4 protein-coding genes are annotated in these 4,473 nt (G+C 67.7%); all 4 read right to left on the reverse strand.

What is annotated here, in order from left to right; all coding sequences use genetic code 11:
• Positions 1–662: class I adenylate-forming enzyme family protein (locus ABIR74_RS13395; protein WP_348178959.1), on the reverse strand; the 662-nt coding region annotated here is incomplete at its 3' end.
• Positions 663–670: 8 nt separating this feature from the next.
• Positions 671–1,633: an LLM class flavin-dependent oxidoreductase gene (locus ABIR74_RS13400; protein ID WP_348178961.1), complete on the reverse strand. Its 963-nt coding sequence runs from the start codon at positions 1,631–1,633 to the stop codon at positions 671–673.
• Positions 1,634–1,635: 2 nt separating this feature from the next.
• Positions 1,636–2,817, reverse strand: a complete 1,182-nt coding sequence (locus ABIR74_RS13405) for an enolase C-terminal domain-like protein (protein WP_348178963.1) — start codon at positions 2,815–2,817, stop codon at positions 1,636–1,638.
• Positions 2,814–4,473: hydantoinase/oxoprolinase family protein (locus tag ABIR74_RS13410; protein WP_348178965.1), on the reverse strand; the 1,660-nt coding region annotated here is incomplete at its 5' end. The genes ABIR74_RS13405 and ABIR74_RS13410, both read right to left, overlap by 4 nt.

The following is a 4,473-nucleotide window of genomic DNA, read 5'->3' on the forward strand; positions in this document are numbered from 1 at the left end:
AGGAGGACCATCGGGCATCCCGCGCTAAGGGCCAGCTGGACGCCATAGACGAACCCGACCGCGTGCCCGGCGGGTGCGGCGACGAGGATGACGTCGTTCGGCCCGAGCCCGTAGCGGCCCACGAAGCCGTCGGCGATAAGCCGAAGGGTCTCCTCGGTATGGACGGCTCCCTTCGGCGCCGACGTCGTGCCGGAGCTGTACGCGAGCCAGGCGACGGCGTCGGCGGCGGCAGAGGGAGAAGCTCCGAGCTCAACGGCCGACTCGCCAGCCTCCTCGGCCAACCCGGCAGGGGCGATCGCACGCGGAGCGAGTTGCTCGATCACGGACGGATCGACCCGCTGGTCGAGGATCACCGCTCGCGCTTCGGTTTCGTCTGCGATCGCGATGAGCTCGTGGCGCCACTGCCAGGGGACGTTGACGAGCACCGCCCCGCACAGCCGCACGGCAAGGTACGAGGTGACGAAACGGAGGCTGGTTGGCAGTGCGACGACGACACGGTCACCGCGACCGACACCCGCCTCCACGAGGCGAGCAGCCGTTACACGGGCGAGGGATGTGAGCTGGTAGACCCTCAGAGACGAGCCCGGCTCCGCAGCAGCAAGCGCCTCCGGTGCGCGTGCCAGGAGCGCCCGCCACTCCGAAGCTCCGATCAGTGCATGCACCCGGGGGGCTAGATCGGAACCCGCACTTGCAGCGCGGGGAGAAGCTCGCGCGCATAGCGCTCGATCGTTGCCAGCGTCGCTCCCGACGCATGTCGTTTGGGTGCCGGGTCGAGCGCAATGCTCTCCTCGTGGATCATCCCGAGCGCGAGGTGCTCGACTCCTGCGTCGACAAACTCGCGCAGCTGCTCCGCGCAGGAATCGGGCGTCCCGTAGACGCAGTACTTGTCGATCCACGGCGTGAAGTCCTTTCCATAGCGCCACGAGAGGTCCCTGATCCCGAGCTCGCGGGCTCGATCCGCCGAGTCGTGCATGCTCACGTAGACGAACGCAGACCAGGTGAAGCGGGGGCTGAGCTTCACACCGAGCGCATCGGCCTTCGCCCTCACCTCGTCGAACGCGTCGCGACAACGAGCTGCCGTGTACATGTACGGCATGTAACCGTCGCCGAGGCGGGCGGCCCGGGAGATCGCGGCATCGCTTCGGCCGGCGAGCCAGATCGGCGGACCACCCTCTTGCACGGGTTGCGGGGTGAGCCAAACGTCGTCGAGCTCGAACGTCTTGCCGGAGTACGAGAAGTGCTCGCCCGTCCAGTAATTGCGCATGATCTCGATCATCTCGGAGGTACGCCGCCCGCGGGCTTCCATCGGCACTCCGCAGGCTTCGAACTCCTTGGCATAGTCGCCGCCTGCCCCGGCGACGACGATCAGCCGCCCGCCGGACATGACGTCGATCGTGGTGAGTTCCTTCGCCAGCATGGTCGGATTGCGCAGCGGCGTCAGAATCGCAGCCGGCCCGAGAAGGATGCGAGAGGTGACTGCGGCGATGCCCGCCAGGACGGGTGCGGCGTCGAGGATCGGCCGGTGGAAGACGATGTGCTCACCCGTCCAGATCGAGTCGAAACCGAGCTCCTCGACCGCTTGGAAGTACTCCGGCGGCCACCAGACGCCACCGCACGTGATGCCGACCTTCACCATCAGCTCGTCCCTTTCGTGCTCAAGTGCCGATCGACGCAGTAGTGCTCGACCTTCTCGAAGTCCACCTCGACGCCCAGACCCGGCGTGTCGACTGCGCCGAGGCAGCCGTCACGATAGATGAAGGGTGCCGTCACGATATCGTCCTCGAAATAGCGCCCTGCGGTCATTGTCTGAGCGCTGCCCGTTGGAGCGTTGATCGGAATGACACTCGGGAGGAGCTGCGCCGGGGAGCTCAGGGCGACATGCAGGTTGGCGGCGTTTCCGATTCCGAGTTCGAGTGCGCCGTTCAGGTCGTGCGGGAGCCCTGCTGCCCGGGCGATTGTGCAGATCTCTCTCGCGCGTGCTATCCCGCCGGCCTTGCCGACATAGACTGAGAGCACGTCGGCTGCCCGGCGGCGAACGAGCTCGAGGGCGTCTCCCGGCGTCCAGCAGGCCTCGTCGGCGACGATCGGCACGGAGGACGTCGCGTGTGCAGCCTCGAGCTCCGCGATGCCGAGCAGAGGCTGCTCGACGAGGTCGGCGCCCGCGTCGGCCAGCGCCTCGAGGGTGCGCTTTGCGTTCACTCGCCCCGGATAGCCACCGTTTGCGTCCAGGCGGAGGAGCACCCCGTCGCCGAGCTCCTCGCGAAGGCGACGGATCACGGTGGCGTCACGTACGGCATCGCGTCCGCCCTTGACCTGGAGTGCCTTGACTCCGTCGACGATCGCCGCTCGCCCCTCGGCGACAGCCTCATCCTCGTCCATGAGGCCGATCATGTGCGCGACCGGCACCGCATCGCGGGTGCGACCGCCGAGGAGGGCGTGCACCGGCACCCCGAGCGCGCGTCCGGTGAGGTCGTGGAAGGCGATGTCGATGAGTGCCTTGGCGTACGGGTTTCCGACCACGACCTCGTCGAGCCGGGCCGGGAGTTCACCGACCGTGAGAGGGCCGTCAAACAAGGTCGGCGCCAGGTATTCGTGCGCCAGCGAGCAGATGGTCCCGGGCGTCTCGCCATGTCGCCTTCCGTCCGCGTCGCCCCAATCTCTGAGCCCGACCACCTCACCCCAGCCCTCGACTCCCTCGCCACTGATCCGGACGAGGACGAACTCACCGAGTGGACGAGACAGCGACAGCCAGCGGAAGTCCGTCCGCGGAGGGAGCCGTACGATTATCGTCTCGACGCTCTCGATCTGGAACCTCATGCGTCCGCCCTGTCGATGGAGATGATCAGGTTGGATAGCTCGTCGACGAGCACATGAGCGAATCGCGGGACGAACGTCGTCGTGTCGGTCTGGTGGATCACTGCGGGGCCGTCGATCGTTGCTCCCGGCGCGAGCGTGTCGCGCCGATAGATGGGCACGTCAACGTAGCCCTCGGATGGGACCAACACTGACCGACTGGTCGGGACACTGGACTCGCTTGCGACCTCGACGGGATCGAGCGGCGGTTTCTCGATCGGGACCGTCACGACGAGCCTCATGGTCACGAGCTCGCACTCGTCCTCGAGACTTGCGAAACCGTAAGCCTGCTGGTGGAGCTCGTGAAAGCGGGCGAACACAGCAGCAGTGTCACGCTGCTCGAGGCTCGTGAGATCGACGGGGACGTTCACTTCGTACGCCTGCCCCGCGTACCGCACGTCGCAGGAGTGCTCGTGCGTGCAGCTGCGATCCCGAAGCTCGTCGTCGCCGTCCATCTCCGCCTGTGCCTGTCGGGCCAGCGCCTCGTACGTGGAGAGCATTGTGGTCGCAAGTTCGTCCTCACGGCTACCGTGGAGCTCGCTGGCGGAGAAGTCCAGCCGGACGTCAGCCGCGAGCAGCCCGAGGGCCGAGAGCGTCCCGGGGTGGGGGGGGACGATGATCGTGTCGATCGAAAGCCGGTGCGCGAGCTCCGCGGCATGGAGTGGGCCTGCGCCGCCGAAGGCGACGAGGGCGAAGTCCCGCGGGTCGTCGCCGCGGCTGCGCAGCGCAACGCGCACGGCGCCCTCCATTGCAGCGTTCACCACCTCGATCACACCTGCTGCAGCGTCATCGACCGTCATCCCGAGCTGCTCGGCGAGCGTCTCGATGGCGCCCCGCGCGAGGTTCGCGTCGAGCGGGAGTCGCCCTGCGAGCGCGAAGTCCTCGGTCAGGCGGCCGAGGTGGAGTTGGCAATCTGTCACCGTCGGGGCGGTGCCGCCCCTCCCGTAACAAGCGGGTCCCGGCTCGGCTCCTGCGCTTGCCGGACCGACTCTGAGTGCGCCGCCGATGTCGACGGATGCTATCGAGCCGCCACCGGCACCGATCGAGTGGACGTGTACGGCGGGCAGGCGTACTGGCAATTCGCCGATCGTCAGCTCGCTCGTCATCTGAGGCTGATTTCCGCTGATGATCGAGACGTCGGCGCTCGTACCGCCCATGTCGAGGCAGATGAGTTCGCTCGTGCCGACGGCGCGCCCGAGGCGGCTGCAGGCGACGACGCCCGCGACCGGGCCGGAGAGGGCGAGCGTGACGGGCCTGACTCGTGCGGCGGCCGGAGTGAGCGCACCTCCATTCGACTGCGTCACGAACAGCGATGCGGTGCTCCCGGCAGCCGCAAGGCCGCTCTCCAGACGTGTCAGATAGTTGTCGATGAGCGGCATCAGTGCGGCGTTCAGCACCGTCGTCGATGTTCGCTCGAACTCCCGTAGCTCGCCCGAGAGCTCCGCAGATCCGCACACGAACCACCCGTTTCGGGACCGGAGAAGGGCCGTCACCTCCTGCTCGTGGGCCGGGTTGCGGTAGGCGTGCAGGAACACAACGGCGACCGCCTCGACGCCCGCGGTTTCCAGGGCGCTCGCTGCTGTCTCGGCGCTGAGAGTGTCGACCTGGCGCAGCACCGAG

This window comes from Gaiella sp. (assembly GCF_039915195.1).
Lineage (GTDB): Bacteria > Actinomycetota > Thermoleophilia > Gaiellales > Gaiellaceae > Gaiella.

Excerpts from the sequence above, each read along its gene's own strand:
- ABIR74_RS13405 (WP_348178963.1), bottom strand. The coding sequence starts at position 2,817 with ATGAGGTTCCAGATCGAGAGCGTCGAGACGATAATCGTACGGCTCCCT.